The following is a 16,994-nucleotide window of genomic DNA, read 5'->3' as shown; positions in this document are numbered from 1 at the left end:
GCTGTCATGGCGTGACTGAGGGGGCCATCCCGGCCAACGCCCCGCTAGCCCCCTCCGGCCCTCCGGGCCACCTCCCCCGCAAGGGGAGGATCAAGACGATCAGCGCCCCTTGGGAAACCGAGGGGCGTTTTCTTTGATCTGCGCTTCGCTAAGCTCGACCGCGATCGATGGAGAATCACGACATGAAGCGCGTCCTGCTTGCCACTGCGGCCTTTCTGGTTCTCTGCGCCCCGGCCCTGGCCCAGACCCCGGCCACCGCACCGGAAGCGGCCCCCAAGGCCGAGACCAAGCCGGACAAGCCCAAATGGGACGTGCGCAACCCGCCGGCCGGCTACACCCAAGACCTGAAGCTGGACGTCACCGAAGGCTCGTGGATGTCGCTGGACGTCAGCCCCGACGGCCAGGAAATCGTCTTTGACCTGATGGGTGACCTCTATGTCCTGCCGATCACCGGCGGCGAGGCCAGGAACATCGCCAGCGGCATTTCCTGGGACATGCAGCCCAAATACTCGCCGGACGGCAAGTCGATCGCCTTCACCTCTGACCGCGGCGGCGGCGACAATCTGTGGGTCATGAATCGCGACGGGAGCAATCCCAAGGCGGTGTCCAGCGAGAGCTTCCGCCTGCTGTCCCAGCCCGACTGGACGCCCGACGGCCAGTACATCGTCGGCCGCAAGCACTTCACCTCGGGCCGCTCGCTGGGGGCCGGCGAGATGTGGCTCTATCACCGCGCGGGCGGCAATGGCGTGCAGCTGACCGAACGCCGCACCCAGCAGAAGGACTCCGGCGAGCCGGCCTTCTCGCCCGACGGCCGCTATCTCTATTTCAGCGACGACGTCACCGAGGGCGGGGTCTTCGAATACAGCAAGGATCCCAATACCGAGATCTACGCCATCCAGCGCCTGGACCGCGAGACCGGTGAGGTGAAGAAGTTCCTCGGCGGGCCCGGCGGCGCGATCCGCCCCACCCCCTCGCCCGACGGCAAGTCGCTGGCCTTCATCCGCCGCGTGCGCTTCCAGTCGACCCTCTATGTGATGGACATCGCCTCGGGGCGCGAGACCAAGGTCTATGACCATCTCGACCGCGACATGCAGGAGACCTGGGCGATCCACGGGGTCTATCCGGCGATCAGCTGGACGCCCGATGGCCAGTCGATCATGCTGTGGGCCGGCGGCAAGATCCGGCGCATCGCGGTGGCCAGCAAGGCCGTCAGCGACATCCCCTTCCACGTGGCCGACACCCGCAAGGCCCGCGAGGCCGTGCGCTTCCCGGTCGAGGTCGCCCCCGACAGTTTCGACGTCAAGATGATCCGCTGGGCCCGCACCGCGCCCAACGGCAAGACGGTGGTGTTCGAGGCCCTGGGCCATCTGTGGATCCGCGACCTGCCCGGCGGCACCCCGCGCCGCCTGACCAGGCAGTCGGACCACTTCGAGCTCTATCCGGCCTGGTCGCGCGACGGCAAATCGATCGTCTACACCACCTGGAACGATGAGGACCTGGGCTCGATCCGGGTGATCCCGGCCACCGGCGGCGAGGGTCGCAAGGTCAACAAGAACCCCGGCCGCTTCGTCGAGCCGGTGTTCTCGCCGGACGGCAAGACCATCGTATATCGCACCTCGACCGACGGCGTCCTGCTCAGCACGCTATGGACCCGCGATCCGGGCATCTACCGGGTCCCGACGGCCGGGGGCGAGCCGACCCTGATCACCGACAAGGGCAGCATGCCGCAGTTCGGGGCCAGCAATGACCGCGTCTATTTCAGCGGCCGCCAGGACAAGCTGGCCGCCCTGAAATCGGTCGATCTGAATGGCCACGAGCCGCGCACCCACCTGACCTCGGAATTTGCCGCGGAGTTCGCCGTCTCGCCCGACGAGGCCTGGGTGGCCTGGACCGAGCGCTTCAATGCCTATGTCGCCCCCTTCCCCAGGACCGGACGCGCCGTCAGCATCGCCCCCGACGGCAAGGCCCTGCCCCAGACCCGGGTGACCCGCGACGCCGGTGACTGGATCCACTGGTCGGGCGACAGCCGCACCCTGAACTGGGCCCTGGGTCCGCAGCTCTACAGCCGTGGGCTGAAGGACAGTTTCAGCTTCATCGAGGGTGCCCCGGCCGAACTGCCCAAGCCCGCCGAGAGCGGCATCAATCTCGGCTTCAAGCAGGCCGCCTTCAAGCCGGCCGGCAAGCTGGCCCTGACCGGTGCCCGCCTGGTCACCCTGAAGGGCGACGAGGTCATCGAGGACGGCGTCGTGGTGCTGGACGGTGCCCGCATCGCCGCCATCGGCCCAAGGGGCTCGGTCACCATCCCGGCGGATGCCAAGGTCATGGACCTGACCGGCAAGACCATCACCCCGGGCCTGATCGATGCCCACTGGCACGGCTCGATGGGCTCGGACGAGATCATCCCGCAGCGCAGTTGGGTCAATTATGCGGCCCTGGCCTTCGGGGTCACCACGCTTCACGACCCGTCCAACGACACCAGCGAGATCTTCGCCCATTCCGAGCTGCAGAAGGCCGGCCAGGTGGTGGGCCCGCGCATCTTCTCGACCGGCGCGATCCTCTATGGGGCCACCACCCCGTTCACCGCCAAGGTCGACAGCCTCGATGACGCCCTCTCCAACCTGCGCCGCATGAAGGCGGTCGGGGCCTGGAGTGTGAAGAGCTACAACCAGCCCCGCCGCGAACAGCGCCAGCAGATCATCGAGGCCGCCAACCAGCTGGGCCTGATGGTCGTGCCCGAGGGCGGGTCGCTGTATCAGCACAACATGTCGATGATCATCGACGGCCACACGACCATCGAGCACTCGATCCCCCTGGACCGTCTGTATGCTGATGTTCTTCAGCTCTGGCCCCAGACCAGGGTCGCCTATACCCCGACCCTGGTGGTCGCCTTCGGCGGCAATGCCGGCGACAACTACTGGTACCAGGCCACCAAGGTCTGGGATGACCCGCGCCTGCAGCAATATGTGCCCCGTCGCCTGCTCGACAATCGGGCCCGCCGCCCGGTCCTGACCCCCGACAACGAACTGAACCACATCGCCGTCGCCCGCGAGGCCACCCGCCTCAACCGCCTCGGCGTCTCGGTGCAGATCGGGGCCCATGGCCAGCGCGAGGGCCTGGGCGCGCACTGGGAAATGTGGAGCTTCGTCCAGGGCGGCATGACCCCGATGGAAGCCCTGCGGGCCGGCAGCCTGAATGGAGCCCGGGCTCTCGGCATGGACAAGGACCTCGGCTCGCTGGAGCCCGGCAAGCTGGCCGACCTGGTGGTCTTCGACGCCAACCCCCTGACCGACATCCGCAATACCGCGACCATTGCCTACACCATCGCCAATGGCCGGGTGTTCGACAGCAAGATGAACGAGGCCGGCAAGCCGGAGCGGCCGCCGTTCTGGTTCCAGAGCGGCGACGGCGAGGCCCTGAGCGTGGAGGCGACAGCAACGGAGTCGCACAGCCACGATCGCGACTAGGGAGCGCGCGATGGCCGCCTGGGCCGCTCGGTACAGGGCAGGCCTGCGCCGCCAGAGCCGGCCGGGCCATTTGGGACCTTGCCATGCGGGGACCGGACGCGCAGGAGCAGGACTCGTCCTGCCTCCGCGAGTGTCCTGATCATGCGCGCCATCCCAAGACCCTGGTTCTTCGTCGTTGCAGCGGCCCTGGTGGTCGCTGTGACGGCCTGGGTGCTGGCCTCGCGACGCCCGCAAGAGGTTGCGGTCCTTGTGATCGAGCCCCGCACGATCGAACAGGCCCTGTCGGTGGTCGGTCGCGCCCGCCCGGCCGAGCTCATCCAGGTCTCCTCGCCCAATCCGGGCCAGGTCATCAGCCTGCTGCATGACGAGGGCGACCAGGTCCAGCCCGGTGACCCGATGGCGGTGATCCTGGCGACCGTCGAAGAGGCCCAGACGCAGGCCGATGCCGCCCGAGCCCGCGCCGCACGGGCCCAGGCCAGGGAAGCCCAGCTGGTCTATCAGCGCACCCGGACCCTGCATGAGCGCGGCTTTGCCGCCAAGGCGGCGCTGGATGCCGCAAAGGCGAGCCTTGAGACGGCCCAGGCCAATGTCGCCGCAGCGGATGCCGGCCTGCGGGCCTCGACCGAGCGCTCGCGGGAATTCACCATCCGCGCGCCCATGGCCGGCGTGGTGCTGGTGCGTCCGATCGACAATGGCCAGGTCGTGGCGGCGGGCACCCCGCTGTTTCAACTGGGCTCGGCCAGGGGCGTCGAGATCCGCGCCGAGGTCGAGGAAGCCTATGCCGATCGCCTGGCGGCCGGCCAGACGGCCCGCGCGGCCCTGTCAGGATCGCCCGGCATCTTTGCCGCCCGTGTGACCGAGGTCTCGCCCCGGGTCGATTCCAGCACCGGCGGCCGGACGGTTCGCCTGACGGCCGAAGGCAGCCAGACCCTGACCCCCGGTCGCTCGATCGACGTCACCATTGTCATTGACCAGCGCCAGGCCGCGATTGTCGTGCCACGCAGCGCCGTCGTGGATGCCACGGCTGCGCCCAAGGTCTATGTCGTCAACGCCGCCAATCTGGTCGAGATCAGAAAGATCACCGTGGCGCGGTGGCCTTCCGTTCAGGCCATCGTCGAAAGCGGCTTGAAGGCCGGGGACCGCGTCGTCCTGGAACCGACCTCGACCAAGCCCGGCGCGCACATCGAGCCTGTGGCGGCCAAGGCGGGCGGCTAAGGCCATGTTCGCCCTGAAAGTCGCCCGACGCTATCTGCTGTCAAACCCCTCCCAGACCCTGCTGCTGGTGGCGGGCGTCGCGATCGGGGTGACCGTCTTCGTATTCATCACGGCGCTGATAGCCGGACTGGCGATCCTGCTGACCGAGCAGGTGACCGGCAAGAGCGCCCACGTCAGCTTGGAACCGCCGACCCGCATTGCCCGGGTCCTGGCAGGGCCGGACCTGCCGGTGGAATCCGTGGCCCTGGTCTCCACCTTCCAGCGCCAGCAGATCCGCAATTGGCCCATGGTGCTGGAGCTCCTGCGGGCCGACCCGCGAGTGTCGGCGATCAGTCCCCAGATCACGGGCAGCGCCGTCCTGGTGAAAAGCGAGGCGGTCCGGACCGTCTCGATCGTCGGCGTTGACCCGCAGGGGATCGACGCGATCTCGCCGATCTCGCCCAGCATCATCGACGGCAATGGCGACCTGGGGGCCGATGGTCTGCTGATCGGCGCACGCCTGGCCGAAGACCTGGGCCTCAGTGCCGGCCAATCCATTCTGTTGCGGACAGAGCGTGGCGTCGAACGGCAGCTCACCATCAAGGGCGTCTTCCGGACGGGCCTGCAAAGCCTGGACGAGCGCGTGGCCTTCCTGTCGCTGCAGACGGCCCGGCCCCTGTTCGTCCTGCCCGACGGGGTGACCAATATCGAGGTCAAGCTGAAGGACCCCAATCAGGCGCGCGCCATGGCGCGGTTCCTGGCCGATGCCACGAGCCTGCGCGCAACGCCCTGGCAGGAGAAGAACGTCAGCCTGGAGGGGGCCCTGGTCGCCCAGGGCCGAACCGGCTCCATGATCCAGGTCTTTTCGCTGATCTCGATCATCATCGGCATAGCCAGCGCCCTTGTGCTGTCCGCCTATCGTCGTCGCAGCGAGGTCGGGATCATGCGCGCCTTCGGTGTGCCGGGCAGCTTCATCCTGTGGGTCTTCCTGCTCCAGGGACTGCTGATCGGCCTGGTTGGCGCCTTGCTGGGCTGCGCCACCGGCTATGGCCTCTGCATCTGGCTGCAGGGGATCACCAATGCCGCCGGCGACTCGGTCCTGCCGATCGCGCCCGAGCGGGGCGGCTATGCGGCGGCCCTGGTGCTGACCACCCTGGGGGCCGTGATCGCCTCGATCCTCCCCGCGCGCGCGGCCTCGAAGGTCGATCCGCTGGAGGCGATCCAGCAATGACCCGCGTGTTGGAAGCCCAGGGCATCGAGAAGGTGTTCAAGAACGGGGACGAAGAGACCCGCGTCCTGAACGGCATCGACCTGACCCTCGACAAGGGGGAGCTCGTGGCCCTGCTCGGGGCCTCGGGGTCAGGCAAGTCGACCCTGCTGTCGATCATCGGTCTGCTTTTGCGCCCGACGGCCGGAAGCCTGACCCTCAGTGGCGAACGGATCGACGATTTCTCCGAACGGCAGCGGGCCCAGTTTCGAAACCGTCGACTGGGCTTTGTCTTCCAGTTCCACCATCTGCTGCCCGACTTTACGGCCCTGGAGAATGTCGCCTTTCCCGCTGCGGCCCCGGCCGGCGGCATCTCGCGAGAGATGCGGGCGCGCGCACGGGACCTGCTGACCCGGGTCGGGCTGGAGGACCGGATCGACTATCCCGCCACCCGGCTTTCCGGCGGTCAGAAACAGCGCGTCGCCATCGCACGGGCCCTGATGAACCGTCCCGACCTGATCATTGCCGATGAACCGACCGGCAATCTGGATCGCGAGTCGGCGGAACGGGTACTGGCCCTGATGCGGGAAGTGAACCGGGAAGACGGAGCCACCTTCCTGATCTGCACCCATGATGAAGGTGTCGCAGCACGCTGCAGCCGCCAGCTCACCCTGAGGGACGGCAAGCTGGTCTCCAATGTCAGCCGCACCATCGACGCCTGAACCGCTCTGCCAAAGGCGAGGCTCGACCAGTCTGGGCCTGGGGCTTCGAAACCCGTTCATCCACCCTGCTATCTGAACCTAAGCCCTTGATATTCCACGCCTGGAACGCGCCAACGCCACGGTGATCCACACCGCCGTATACTGGTCTTACCTCGGGGCGATGGGGAGGGCGCGCGGCCAGCGACCTTTGCGGCCCAGGGGGGTGGTCGAGCGGGGCCAGGTCCGGGGGGGATACCCGGACGGTCCGGGGACCTGGTTGCTGGCCAGGCCTGCCCGCCGTCGGCGTGAATGAGGAAACACACGGGAGATGCCTTCGGCCCTCGTGCCTCGTTCGTCGCGGCGCCCGGGAAACCGTGCGGCGCGGGTTTCGGTAAGGCGTCAACAGCGCCACCTGCCGGAACGCTGGCGGAAAACGACCGCGCGGGGCCCCCGGGTTTCGTCGAAACGGTACATCAAGTTTTCATCCGGGCGCAGCCCGGTGCCTCGCATCCCTCCCCAAACTTCGCAGCCCTGGCGCGAGGCCGAAAACCTGCGTCTGGATTTTGCATCAAAGGGCCGTCATGCGGCCGGAAAGGAGCCTCTCCATGCCCCGTCATCGCTCGCCGCGTCCTCGCCGCGCCAGCAAGGGTCCGTCACGACCGCACCGCCATGCCTGGCTGACGGCGGCGCTGGTCAAGAAGATCAGTGCGCTCGCCGACATGATCGAACTCAAGCGTGCCGAGTGCGACGTCGACATGGCCTCGATCTTTCAGGGCGGCCGAGTCCCCCCAGGTCCCTCCTCGCGCGAAGCCCCTTGCGATGCAGAACCGAATACCCCTTCTATGCCGCGTTAACCTTCACAGGGTCCGGGGGCCGTCGATGAGTTTGCAGAAGCGGATCTGGGACCTGATCGTCCTGGGCATTTTCGTGTTCGCGGCCACCTTCGCCTCGGCGCCCTGGTTTGCTTTCCGCGCCCTGAAGGCAGCGGCCCAGTATGAAGACGTGCAGGCCATATCCGAACTGGTCGATTTCCCGGCCGTTCGGCGCAGCCTGACCGGCCAGCTCAAGGAAGCCGCGCCGGTGGCGGCCGCCGAGCCCCCCTCGATCTGGCGTGACCCCCTAGGAGCCATGCGCCGGGCCATTGAGCCCATCGCCCCGCCAGAACCCAAGGTCGACCGTTATCTGACCATTGCCGGCATCTCGGCCCTGACCCGGGGCTACGCCCCCGGCGCGGCCCCCGCCGGTCCGGCCCGGCCTGAAACCGTGGGCGGCAAGATCAGGGCTGTCGTCCGCGGCCCCTATCCGACCATCGTCTACTGGGACCCCAACCGCGTGCGGGTGGCGATGAAGCGGCCGGGTCAACCGGGCCGGGTGACGGTGTTCAGCTTCCAGCGGACAGCCCTGTTCACCTGGAAGCTGGTCCATATCCGGCTGCCGCGCGAAGAACGTTAGGTCTTCAGGGGCGGCTGTCACTCAAGCGTCAATCTAGGCTGCTAACCGCGCTGGACATCCCTGCTGGAAACCACGCGCCATGACCCGCCTCGTCCGCCTGCCCCTGCTCGCCGCCGCCTCCCTTCTGGCCCTGTCCACGGCTGCCCTGGCGGAGCCGACCGCCTGGTCCCGTCCCAATGTCGCCACCGCCGAGGGCGCGGTGACGGTCGAGCTCGGCGGCGTCAAACTGGTCAATCAGGGCCTGGTCGGGGCCGGCCGGCTTTCGGCCGCCCTGCGTGACTTTAATGGCGACACCCTGGGCTCGTTCTCGGCCATGGCGATCAGCGACTGGCGGCGTCAGGCCGACGGGACCTATGCCGGCACCCTGACCACCCTGCCCGATCGCGGTCCCAACGGCGTCGGCACGATCGTCGGCACCTCGGACTATGCCAATCGCCTGCACCGCTTCAGCTTCACCTTCGCGCCCTATGCCGGAGCCGAGGCTGTAGCCCCCGAGCAGGTGAAACTGACCCCGAACGGCGGCTTGCTGCTGAAGGACGCCAAAGGCCAGACCTTTACCGGCCTCGACCCGTCCGAACCCAAGTCCGCCGGCCGCACCAGCCTGGACAGCGAAGGCCTGGCCGTGACCGCCGACGGCGGCTTCTACGTCTCCGACGAATATGCCGCCAACATCTACCGCTTCGACAAGGCCGGCGCCCTGAAGGGCGTGATCGCCCCGGTCGCCGCCGTGGCCCCGACGAGCGGCGGCGCGCCCTTCCTGACCGGTGCCAAGGCCCCCGAGACCGGCCGTCGCAACAACCAGGGCATCGAGGGCGTCAGCCTGGTTCCGGGCGGCAAGCGCCTCGCCGCCCTGCTGCAGAGCGCGACGGTGCAGGACTCGGCCTCGGGCAAGGACACCGACCACACAAGGGCCAATACCCGCCTGTTCCTCTATGACATCAGCAAGTCCGCCACCCCGGCCGCGCCGGTGGCGGAATATGTCATGCAGCTGCCGGTGTTCCGCAACAAGGGTGACGGGGCCGCGCCGGACAAGACCGCCGCCCAGTCCGAGATTCTGGCCCTGAACGATCACCAGTTCCTGGTCCTGGCCCGCGACGGCAATGGCCGCGGCGGCGGCGCGACCCGTCCGGCCGTCTATCGCAGCGTGCTGCTGGTCGACACGACCGGCGCGACCAATATCGCCGGCACGGCCTATGAAACCTCGACCAAGCCGGTGGCCCCCAATGGCGTGCTCGAGGCCGGTATCGTCCCGGCCCAGCAGGTTGAGCTGATCAATCTGATCCACCCGGCCCAGATGGCCCGCTTCGGCTTCAACCTCGACAACGCCGCGACCAACACCTTCACCCTGCCCGAGAAGTTCGAGGCCCTGGCCTTGGTTCCGGCCCTGGATCCCAAGGCCCCGAACGATGCCTTCCTGTTCATCGGCTCGGACAACGACTTCCAGACCGCCAATGGCATGGTCGGCGGCATTGCCTTCGACGCCGGGATCAAGGCAGCCGACGGCAGCGCGGCGGGCGACAATGACAATCTGGTCCTGGTCTATCGTCTGACCCTGCCGGGCTGGTCGGCACCCGCCGGCAAGTGATAGAGCGGGGCGTCCTCCCAACCGGAGCCGCCGCCCCGTGATCGAGCTTGCTTTCGGCGTCCTGTCGCGGGTTCTGCCGTTTTTCCTGCTGGTCGGTGCCGGCGTGGCCCTGGTCCGGCTGCGCCTGCTGGACCAGCCCATGGTCAGCGGCCTGTCGGCCTATGTGTTCTGGATCGGCTTTCCGGCCCTGCTGATCCAGTCGCTGTCGCGGATCGGAACGCCCGGAGCCGCGCTCGCCTGGGGACTGGCGGCCTATGCCGGGGCGGCCCTGCTGGTCATGGCCGGCCTGCTGGTCCTGGGCCTCGCCCTCGGCTGGACAAAGGAAGAGCGCGCCGGTGCGGCCCTGGCCGGCGGCCTTGGCAACAGCGCCTTTCTCGGCCTGCCCGTCGCCGTCGCCATCCTCGGTCCTGAAGCCGCCCGCCTGGCCGCCGGCGTCGTGGCCGTCGACTTCGTGGTCATCGCCGCGACAGGCATCGCCCTGCTGGGTTGGGCCGCTGGCCGCTCGATCCCGGGATCCGCATGGCGCGCCCTGTCCAATCCGATCGTCGTCGCATCGCTGATCGGAGTGGGCCTGGCCATCACGGGCCTCACCCTACCCGCCGTTCTGGATCGCGCCCTGGCCGCAGCAGCAGTGTCGGGCAGCCCGGTGGCCCTGGTCGCCCTGGGCGCGGCCCTGGCCCTGCCCTCAGCCGATCCGAAGCTGGCTCCGCAGTCGGGGCCGGTGCTCGCCGCCGCCCTCGCCAAGCTGCTGGCCCTGCCGGTCCTGACCTGGCTGGCCGTGGGCATGACCGACGCTCCAACCGCCTTCCGGCTGGGTGCTACCCTGCTGGCCGCGACACCGACGGCGGTCAATGTCTTCATTCAGACCCGGGCCCTGGACGTCTTCGCCCGGGGCGCGGCGCGGACCGTCGCCCTGACCACAGCCCTGGCGGTCGTGAGTCTGTCAATCGTGGCGATGTTGCTGACATGGGGTGTCAGCTAGTTCCCTCTTCGTTCTGGATTCAAGCGCCACATCGCGGCTAGTCTGGGGCACCAAGGAGGACACCAACCATGATCCGCTACGTTACCATAGGCGCCAACGATCTGGACCGCGCCCAGACCTTCTACGATGCCATTGCCGCTGTACTGGGCCAGCAGCGCCTGTGGCGGCAGGGCGACTGGATCGGATATGGGCCGGAAGGCGGCGATGCCAAGGTGTTCATCTGCAAACCCCATGACGGGCAGCCGGCGCGCGCCGGCAACGGCATCATGATTGGACTGCAGGCCGAAAACACCGCCCAGATTGACGCCTTTCATGCGGCGGCCCTGGCCAATGGCGGCACCTGTGAAGGACCGCCCGGCCCTCGGCCCGCCTATGGCGATGGCTATTACGGAGCCTATGTCCGGGACCCGGACGGCAACAAGCTCTCGGCATTCCTGAGCAGTTGATCGTAAAGAAAAGCCCGCCGCCTCCTGCGAGACGGCGGGCTTTCGTTTTCAACGGCTAAAGCGGCCTTAGCCGGCGAGGACGGCCTTGATGGCATCCAGGCCGTCCTGGGCCTTGGTGGCGTCAGGCGCACCGCCCTGGGCGAAATCGGCCTTGCCGCCGGCCCCTTGCCCGCCCATGGCCAGAACAGCGGCCTTGGCGAGGTCGGCAGCGCTGAACCGGCCGACCAGATCAGCGGTGACGGCAACGGTCACGGCAGCCTTGCCGTCGCTGGTCCCGACCAGGGCCACGATTCCGCCGCCCGTCAGCTGCTTCTTGAACTCCTCGGCCACCCCGCGCAACTCCTTGCCGCCGACGCCGTCCAGAACCTTGGCGATCAAGGCCGTGCCGCCCACGTCTTCGGGACCTGAGGCCGCGCCACCGCCGCCGCCCAAGGCCAGCTGCTTGCGGGCCTCGGCCAGCTGCTTTTCAAGCGATTTGCGCTCGGCGATCAGGGCCTCGACGCGGGCAGCGACCTCCAGGACCGGTGTCTTGAACTGGTCGGCCAAGGCCTTGGCGACGCCGGCCTGATCCAGCAGGAAGCGACGGGCGGCCTCGCCGGTCAGGGCTTCGATGCGGCGGATGCCGGCCGCGACACCCTGCTCGGACACGATCTTGAACAAAGCGATGTCGCCGGTCCGGGCCACGTGAGTGCCGCCGCACAGCTCGACCGAATAGGCCTTGCCGGCTTCGGTCAGAGACTTGCCGAGGGTCAGAACCCGGACGCTATCGCCGTACTTTTCGCCGAACAGCGCCACGGCGCCGGCCTCGATGGCCTCCTGCGGGGCCATTTCCTGAGTCTCGGCCGGCACGTTCTGACGGATGACTTCGTTGACCTCGGTCTCGATGCGCTCGATCTCGTCCGGCGACAGCGGACCGCCATGACTGAAGTCGAAGCGCATGCGTTCGCCATCGACCATCTGGCCCTTCTGGGCAACGTGAGGACCCAGCACATGATGCAGGGCGGCATGCACGAGGTGGGCGGCTGAGTGGTTAGAGCGCGTGGTGGTACGGCGGGCAGCGTCCACGGACGCCACGACGCTGTCGCCGACCTTCAGGTCGCCGGCCAGTTCAACGCGGTGCACATAGAGCTCGCCGGCCTGCTTCTGGGTGTCGAGCACCCGGCTCTCTCGGCCATTGACCTCTATCACGCCGGTGTCGCCGGCCTGGCCGCCGCTCTCGGCATAGAAGCTGGTGCGGTCCAGCAGGACCTCGACGGTCTGGCCAGCCGCTGCGGCCTGCGCCTCGGCACCGTCGACCAGAAGGGCCTTCACCACGCCTGTGGTCTCGGTGTTGTCGTAGCCGACGAAGTCGGTCGGACCCGTGCGTTCCTTGATGCCGAACCAGGCGGCAGCCGCGCCGGTCTGGCCCGATCCGGCCCAGTTGGCGCGCGCCATGGTGCGCTGGCGCTCCATGGCCACATCGAAGCCGTCGGTGTCGACCGTAATGCCCCTGGCGCGCACGGCATCCTGGGTCAGGTCCAGTGGGAAGCCATAGGTGTCATAGAGCTTGAAGGCCACCTCGCCATCCAGCACGCCGCCGGACGTCAGGTTGGCCGTGGCGTCATCCAGCAGACCCATGCCGCGGCCGAGGGTAACGCGGAACCGCTCCTCTTCCTGGCGCAGGGTTTCGACGATCGAGGCCTCGGCGCGGCGCAGTTCCGGATAGGCTTGACCCATCTCGGCGACCAGGGTCGGGGCCAGACGGTGCATCAGGGGCTCATTGGCGCCCAGCAGATAGGCATGGCGCATGGCGCGGCGCATGATCCGGCGCAGGACGTAACCGCGGCCTTCATTGGACGGTGTGACGCCATCGGCCAGCAGGAACGAGGATGAACGCAGGTGGTCGGCGATCACCCGGTGCGACGGGGCCTGTGCCCCTTCTGCCTTGACGCCGGTCAGGTCGACACTGGCGGCGATCAGGGCCTTGAACAGGTCGATGTCATAGTTGTCGTGCACGCCCTGCAGGACGGCGGCGACCCGCTCCAGGCCCATGCCGGTATCGATCGACGGCTTGGGCAGGGACAGGCGCTCACCGCCGGCCAGCTGCTCGAACTGCATGAAGACCAGGTTCCAGATCTCGATGAACCGGTCGCCGTCCTCATCCGGGCTGCCGGGCGGGCCACCAGGGATGTGCGGGCCATGGTCAAAGAAGATCTCGGAGCAAGGACCGCATGGACCCGTGTCGCCCATCGACCAGAAATTGTCGTTTGTCGCGATGCGGATGATGCGGTCATCCGTCAGTCCGGCGATCTTCTTCCAGAGATCCGCAGCCTCTTCATCGGTGTGATAGACGGTGACCAGCAGCTTGTCCTTAGGCAGGGCGAAGTCGCGGGTCAGCAGGGTCCAGGCATGGCTGATCGCCTGTTCCTTGAAATAGTCACCGAACGAGAAATTGCCGAGCATCTCGAAGAAGGTGTGATGCCGGGCGGTGTAGCCGACATTGTCGAGGTCATTGTGCTTGCCGCCGGCGCGGACGCACTTTTGCGAGCTGACCGCCCGCGGATAGGCCGGCGTCTCGGCCCCGGTGAAGGCATTCTTGAACGGCACCATGCCCGCATTGACGAACAGCAGGGTCGGATCGTTCTGCGGCACCAGCGGTGCCGATGGCGTGATCGCGTGGTCGGCCTTGCCGAAATAGTCGAGGAAGGTTCCGCGGATCTCGTTCAGGCTGGGCATGGGCGTCTCTAGGATCTCGATAGAGTCCGGCTGTCCGGAGGTTGGGGCTGCATAGCGCGGTTTTCTGTGGAGTGGAAACCGAGTCGGCGGTGCGAGCCGAGTGTCACCGCTTCAACGGCCAGATTGGCTGGCCCATGGCACCCTCCCCGCCGGTGGCGCGCAGCCCGCAAACGAAATCGGACGCCTGGTTTGGGGTCCAGGCGTCCGGGGATCGCGGCCTTCGCGGCGGGGGTGCTGCGGGCGTCTGAGTGGCGGGTTTCGCCCGAAGCGAGCGAAGGTCGCGAAACCTTTGGAGCCGTCCGGCCCTATTCGTCGCCGTCCTCGGGACCGCCCACCAAAAGCTCTTCCTCAATCTTCTGGGAAGATTTGCGCACAGCCGCCTCGATCTCGTTGGCGAGATCCTTGTTGGCCTTCAGGAACTCGCGGACATTGTCGCGGCCCTGACCGATGCGCTGGCTGTTGTAGGAGAACCAGGAGCCGGCCTTGTCGATCACCCCGGCCTTGACGCCCAGGTCAATGATCTCGCCAAGCTTGGAGATGCCCTCGCCATACATGATGTCGAACTCGACCTCACGGAACGGCGGGGCCACCTTGTTCTTCACGACCTTGACCCGGACATTGTTGCCGATGATCTCGTCGCGGTTCTTGACCGAGCCGGTGCGGCGAATGTCCAGGCGCACCGAGGCGTAGAACTTCAGGGCGTTGCCGCCCGTGGTGGTCTCGGGGCTGCCATACATCACACCGATCTTGTGGCGGATCTGGTTGATGAAAATGACGATGGTATTGGTCTTGTTGATCGAGCCGGTCAGCTTGCGGAGCGCCTGGCTCATCAGGCGGGCCTGAAGGCCGGGCAGGCTGTCGCCCATCTCGCCTTCGATTTCCGCCTTGGGCGTCAGGGCCGCCACGGAGTCGACGACCACGATGTCGACGGCCCCCGACCGCACCAGGGTGTCAGTGATCTCCAGGGCCTGCTCGCCATTGTCGGGCTGAGAGACCAGCAGATTGTCCAGATTGACGCCCAGCTTGAAAGCATAGCCCGGATCCAGGGCGTGTTCGGCGTCCACGAAGGCAGCCGTGCCGCCGGCCTTCTGCACCTCGGCCACCGCGTGCAGGGCCAGGGTGGTCTTGCCCGAGCTTTCCGGACCGTAGATCTCGATCACCCGCCCCTTGGGCAGGCCGCCGATGCCGAGGGCGATATCGAGGCCGAGCGAGCCGGTGGAGACAGACTCCATCTCGACCTTGCCCTTCTCGCCCAGCTTCATCACCGAGCCCTTGCCAAAGGCCCGATCAATCTGGGCAAGCGCCGCCTCGAGCGCGCGCTGCTTGTCGCCGTCTTCCTTACCCACGAGTTTCAAAGCCGCCTGGTTCATTGGAGATGCGCCCTTATTCCATGATTCCGCCCGGCCGAGCCGGGCTTCGCGTTTCGCGCGCCCATTGATCGGTGGAACACTCAAAATCGTACCACCTTTGTTCCGTGTTCGCAAGATGTTCTTTTCATAATGAGCCCGCTTTCCTCTACCCGGATCCGGTATTTGCGGCTCTTTGTCGCAGGTCTATTTCCGGATCGGGAAACACGTCCTTAAGGCCCGCGTGCGACGTTTGCGGTCGTAAGGGGAGCCGAACCTTGTCGATAGATCCACGTCGCCTACTGGGGCTGGCCTTTGCCAGCGCCGACCTGCTGGTCGAGATTCGCGACGGCACGATCGACATGGCCCTGGGGGCCGCCCAGCGCATTGTCGGGCTGAATGAGGCCGCCCTGACCGGAAAGGTCTGGCGCGACCTGTTTTGCCCGTCCGATCAGGCCCTGATGGATGCGATCATCGCCTGCGCCGATGACGGCGCACGCCGGGGTCCGGTGATCGTCCGCCTGGCGGGGCCGACAGAACGTCATGTCAGCGTCGTCATGCGCGCCTTGCCCGAAAACGGCGGCCGTCTGTCCTGCGCCCTCACCACCAGTCAGGCTCCCAGCCCCGCCGTCGGCTCCGATGGCCTGCATCCAAGGGAATCCTTCGAGGACATCGCGAAGGGCTTGTTCGAAGCCGCGCGCGTGACCGGGATCGAGCTGGAACTGGCCATGATCGAGTTCGCCGGGCTCGGCGAGCGCCGTGCGGCCCTGCCGCAATCGGAAGCCGAGGTGCTGGACGCCCATGTCGCCGGCGCGGTTCGCGCGGAATCCCACGGCGGTGCCGCGGCCACGCGACTGTCGGACGACCGCTACGCCGTGGTGCGGGCCAAGGACGAGAATACCGACAATCTGACGCGCCGGCTCAGCCACATGCTCGAACTGGACGCCAGCGCCCACGTGGTGTCGCTGGAGCCCGGAAACGCCTCGGCGCGTTCCATGCGAGCCCTGCGCTACGCTCTCGACGATTTCCTGAGCGAGGGCCTGAAAGACACGCCGCCGATGAGCCTGGCCGAAGCGATGAACCGCTCGGTCAAGCGCACCCTGGCGCGCGCCGGAGCCTTGGGCGTTGCCGTCAGCCAGCGCCGCTTCAATCTCGCCTATCAGCCGGTCGTCAATCTGGCGACGGGCGAGGCCCACCACCATGAGGTGCTGGTCCGTTTCGAGGAGGGCGCAAGTCCCTTCGCCCTGATCCGGATGGCCGAAGAGTTCGACCTGATCGAGGAACTGGACCACGCCATTGTCGAACAGGCCACCCGCCGCCTGGCCCAGGACCGGTCGGGCGACCTGAAACTGGCCGTCAATGTCTCCGGCCGAACGATCGTCACCGAGGGCTTCGTCGACCACGTCTCGCGTTTGCTGGCCAAGTTCGACCAGGCCAAAGGCCGCCTGATCTTCGAGATCACCGAGAGCGCTGCCATCGACGACCTGCCGCGGGCCAATCGCCATATCCAGTCCCTGCGCGGCATGGGATCGCTGGTCTGTCTTGACGATTTCGGATCGGGTGCCGCCTCCTTTGCCTATCTGCAGGAACTCAGCCTGGACATCGTCAAGATCGACGGACGCTATGTTCGGGAACTGGCCGCCAACGGGCGCGAGGGGGCCATGGTGCGGCGCCTGGTGGAAATGTGCCGCGATCTGAAGATCCGCACGGTCGCCGAAATGATCGAGTCGGCCGAGGTCGAGGACGTCGTGCGCGACGCTGGCGTCGATTTCGGTCAGGGCTGGCTTTACGGCAAGCCGGCAGACATGCCCAAGCCGGCCCTGAAGCCGCCCTCGGCCGTCAAAACCATTGCCCGCCGGGCCGGGGCTTCGGAGAGCTGGGGTTAGAACCCCTTCTGACCCT

The 16,994-nt window shown here is 67.2% G+C and carries 12 protein-coding genes; 10 read left to right on the top strand and 2 right to left on the bottom strand.

Annotated features, from left to right (window positions below):
• Positions 1–182: 182 nt before the first annotated feature.
• The 9 genes from AQ619_RS05145 (at position 183) to AQ619_RS05105 (ending at position 11,031) form a co-directional block, all read left to right on the top strand.
• Entirely contained in the window at positions 183–3,464 is a 3,282-nt protein-coding gene (locus AQ619_RS05145; RefSeq protein ID WP_062145150.1) for an amidohydrolase family protein, read from the top strand.
• 141 nt (positions 3,465–3,605) lie between these two features.
• Positions 3,606–4,679 carry an efflux RND transporter periplasmic adaptor subunit gene (locus AQ619_RS05140; RefSeq protein WP_236849535.1) on the top strand — a complete coding sequence of 358 codons (1,074 nt, stop codon included), beginning with the start codon at positions 3,606–3,608 and terminating at the stop codon, positions 4,677–4,679.
• A gap of 4 nt (positions 4,680–4,683) precedes the next feature.
• Positions 4,684–5,889 carry an ABC transporter permease gene (locus AQ619_RS05135; protein WP_062145148.1) on the top strand — a complete coding sequence of 402 codons (1,206 nt, stop codon included), beginning with the start codon at positions 4,684–4,686 and terminating at the stop codon, positions 5,887–5,889.
• Entirely contained in the window at positions 5,886–6,587 is a 702-nt protein-coding gene (locus AQ619_RS05130) for an ABC transporter ATP-binding protein (RefSeq protein ID WP_062145146.1), read from the top strand. Before AQ619_RS05135 ends, AQ619_RS05130 begins: the two co-directional genes overlap by 4 nt.
• Positions 6,588–7,171: 584 nt before the next feature.
• Positions 7,172–7,420, top strand: coding sequence for a hypothetical protein (locus tag AQ619_RS05125; protein WP_062145144.1), 249 nt, complete (start codon positions 7,172–7,174; stop codon positions 7,418–7,420).
• Positions 7,421–7,445: 25 nt separating this feature from the next.
• Positions 7,446–8,018, top strand: coding sequence for a DUF2939 domain-containing protein (locus tag AQ619_RS05120; protein ID WP_062145142.1), 573 nt, complete (start codon positions 7,446–7,448; stop codon positions 8,016–8,018).
• Positions 8,019–8,097: 79 nt separating this feature from the next.
• Positions 8,098–9,603, top strand: coding sequence for an esterase-like activity of phytase family protein (locus AQ619_RS05115; RefSeq protein WP_062145140.1), 1,506 nt, complete (start codon positions 8,098–8,100; stop codon positions 9,601–9,603).
• Between the two features lie 37 nt (positions 9,604–9,640).
• Positions 9,641–10,585 (top strand): AEC family transporter, encoded by a 945-nt coding sequence (locus AQ619_RS05110; protein WP_062145138.1) that lies wholly within the window; start codon positions 9,641–9,643, stop codon positions 10,583–10,585.
• A 68-nt stretch (positions 10,586–10,653) separates the two neighbouring features.
• Positions 10,654–11,031, top strand: a complete 378-nt coding sequence (locus AQ619_RS05105) for a VOC family protein (RefSeq protein WP_062145136.1) — start codon at positions 10,654–10,656, stop codon at positions 11,029–11,031.
• 66 nt (positions 11,032–11,097) lie between these two features.
• Here the strand turns inward: AQ619_RS05105 and alaS are convergent, their stop codons facing one another.
• Both alaS and recA read right to left on the bottom strand, forming a co-directional pair.
• On the bottom strand, positions 11,098–13,746 hold the full coding sequence (gene alaS, locus AQ619_RS05100; protein WP_062145134.1) for an alanine--tRNA ligase: 2,649 nt from the start codon (positions 13,744–13,746) through the stop codon (positions 11,098–11,100).
• A gap of 305 nt (positions 13,747–14,051) precedes the next feature.
• The gene (gene recA, locus AQ619_RS05095) at positions 14,052–15,116 is read right to left on the bottom strand and encodes a recombinase RecA (RefSeq protein WP_062145132.1); all 1,065 of its coding nucleotides are present in this window, start codon (positions 15,114–15,116) and stop codon (positions 14,052–14,054) included.
• A gap of 254 nt (positions 15,117–15,370) precedes the next feature.
• Between recA and AQ619_RS05090 the strand changes: the two genes are divergently transcribed.
• Positions 15,371–16,978 (top strand): sensor domain-containing phosphodiesterase, encoded by a 1,608-nt coding sequence (locus AQ619_RS05090; RefSeq protein ID WP_062145130.1) that lies wholly within the window; start codon positions 15,371–15,373, stop codon positions 16,976–16,978.
• The last annotated feature ends 16 nt before the right edge of the window (positions 16,979–16,994 follow it).

It is taken from the genome of Caulobacter henricii, assembly GCF_001414055.1.
Lineage (GTDB): Bacteria > Pseudomonadota > Alphaproteobacteria > Caulobacterales > Caulobacteraceae > Caulobacter > Caulobacter henricii.
Note: the sequence above shows the minus strand (reverse complement) of the source record. Positions and strands in the feature narration are given on the sequence as shown.